We start from the raw sequence: 1,530 nt of genomic DNA, 5'->3' as shown, positions 1-1,530 counted from the left end.
AAGGTGTGCCCCCCTATTAAACACGGACCCTTACACATAAATCCTTACACGACCGAGGAGGTGAAGACATGGTGAAGAGGCTTTTGGTGCTTCTGGGGCTGGCGGGCGTTCTGGTGGCCTGCCAGCAGACCCCCCAGGCCGCCACGGGGCAGGTCTTCCTTGGGATCCTCGGGGGTAGCCCCGGGAACCCGACCCTCATGGGCCTCGCCCTGGACGTGAGCGCCGCTTCGGTGACCAAGGAGGGGGAACCTTACAGCGGCGAGCTCCTGCCCGGGCAGGTGGTCCAGGTGGCGGGAAAGGTGGAGGGCGCCCGCCTTAAGGCTGCGTCCGTGGACCTCAAGGTGGAGCTGAAAGGCCTGGTGGAACAGTTGGACCCGAACGCGGGCACCCTCGCCGTCATGGGGCGGGAGGTGGCCACCGACGCGAACACCTACATCTACGAGAAAGGCCCCGGGGGCCGTCGTACCCTCCTCCTCTCCGACCTGAAGGTGGGTGACCTCGTGGAGGTCCACGGCACGCCCACGCCCACGGGAGCGGTCCTAGCCACCTATATCGAGCGCTACCCCGCCTCCACGGCACAACCCTCGGTGGAGCTCAAGGGGCAGGCGCGCAACCTGGACCCGGGTGGCATGACGTTCCAGCTTGGCGGCTACACCGTGGACTACAGCCAGGCGAAGGTCAAGGGAACCCCGGCGGAAGGGGCCTGGGTGGAGGTAAGGGGCTACCTGGACGGGAGCCTGATCCGCGCCTCCAAGGTGGAGTTTTCCTCCAAAGCCTACGGCGGCTCCGGGAAGATGGAGCTCGAGGGGCCGCTTTCCGGCCTGGACCCCACCGCCATGACCTTCGTCCTCTTCGGCTTCACAGTGGACTACTCCGGCGCGTCCGTCCAGGGAAGGCTTGCTGAAGGGGCCTTTGTGGAAGTTAAGGGCTGGGTGGACGCCAACGACCCTACCCTTTTCCGCGCTGAGCGAGTCAAGGTGAAGTACCCCAAGACCGGCGTCCCCTCCGGGGAGGTGAAAGGCCCGATCGCTTCCCTGGATGTGCAGGCGTACACCTTCACCGTGGGGTCGCTGGGCTTCTACGTGGACGGGGCCACGGTGCTCAAGCGGGACGACCCGGACGGGCCCCTGGCCTTTGAGAAGCTTCGGGTCGGGGACGTTGTGGAGGTAAAGTACGAGGCGCTCCAGGACGCAAACGGCAACTACCACGCCCTCAAGGTGGAGGTAAGGGGAAGGTAGCCTAGGGCGTGGGTCGGTTTGGGGGGGAGGCCTCGCCTCCCCCCCGGCGCGTTTACGCGGGGTTTACGCCAGGCGTCCAGGCTGACATGGAGGAGGTGCGCATGCGGGCATCGGCGATGGGGATTTTGGGGCTTGTTCTCCTCGGCCTGGCCTGGGCCGCGGGCTACGCGGTGAGCGGGGAGGTCCGGTACGAGGCCCGGGCTCCCCTGGGGGCCTTCGGCGGAGTCAACCGCACCCTGAAGGGCAAGGTGGAGTTTGACCCCACCTCCGGCCGCCTCCAGGGGCGGGTCTG

The 1,530-nt window shown here is 66.9% G+C and carries 2 protein-coding genes; both read left to right on the top strand.

The window, feature by feature from the left end:
- Positions 1-68 precede the first annotated feature (68 nt).
- Positions 69-1,238 (top strand): DUF5666 domain-containing protein, encoded by a 1,170-nt coding sequence (locus BLP62_RS13395; protein ID WP_093008759.1) that lies wholly within the window; start codon positions 69-71, stop codon positions 1,236-1,238.
- Positions 1,239-1,339: 101 nt separating this feature from the next.
- The coding region (locus BLP62_RS13675) for a hypothetical protein (RefSeq protein ID WP_143004386.1) at positions 1,340-1,530 on the top strand (191 nt) is incomplete at its 3' end.

Origin of the sequence: Thermus arciformis (assembly GCF_900102145.1) — a bacterium.
GTDB lineage: Bacteria > Deinococcota > Deinococci > Deinococcales > Thermaceae > Thermus > Thermus arciformis.
The sequence above is the reverse complement of the archived record's forward strand: the minus strand, read 5'-3'. Positions and strand labels throughout refer to the sequence as shown.

Coding starts and splice junctions, on each gene's coding strand:
- BLP62_RS13395 (WP_093008759.1), top strand. CDS start 69: ATGGTGAAGAGGCTTTTGGTGCTTCTGGGGCTGGCGGGCGTTCTGGTG.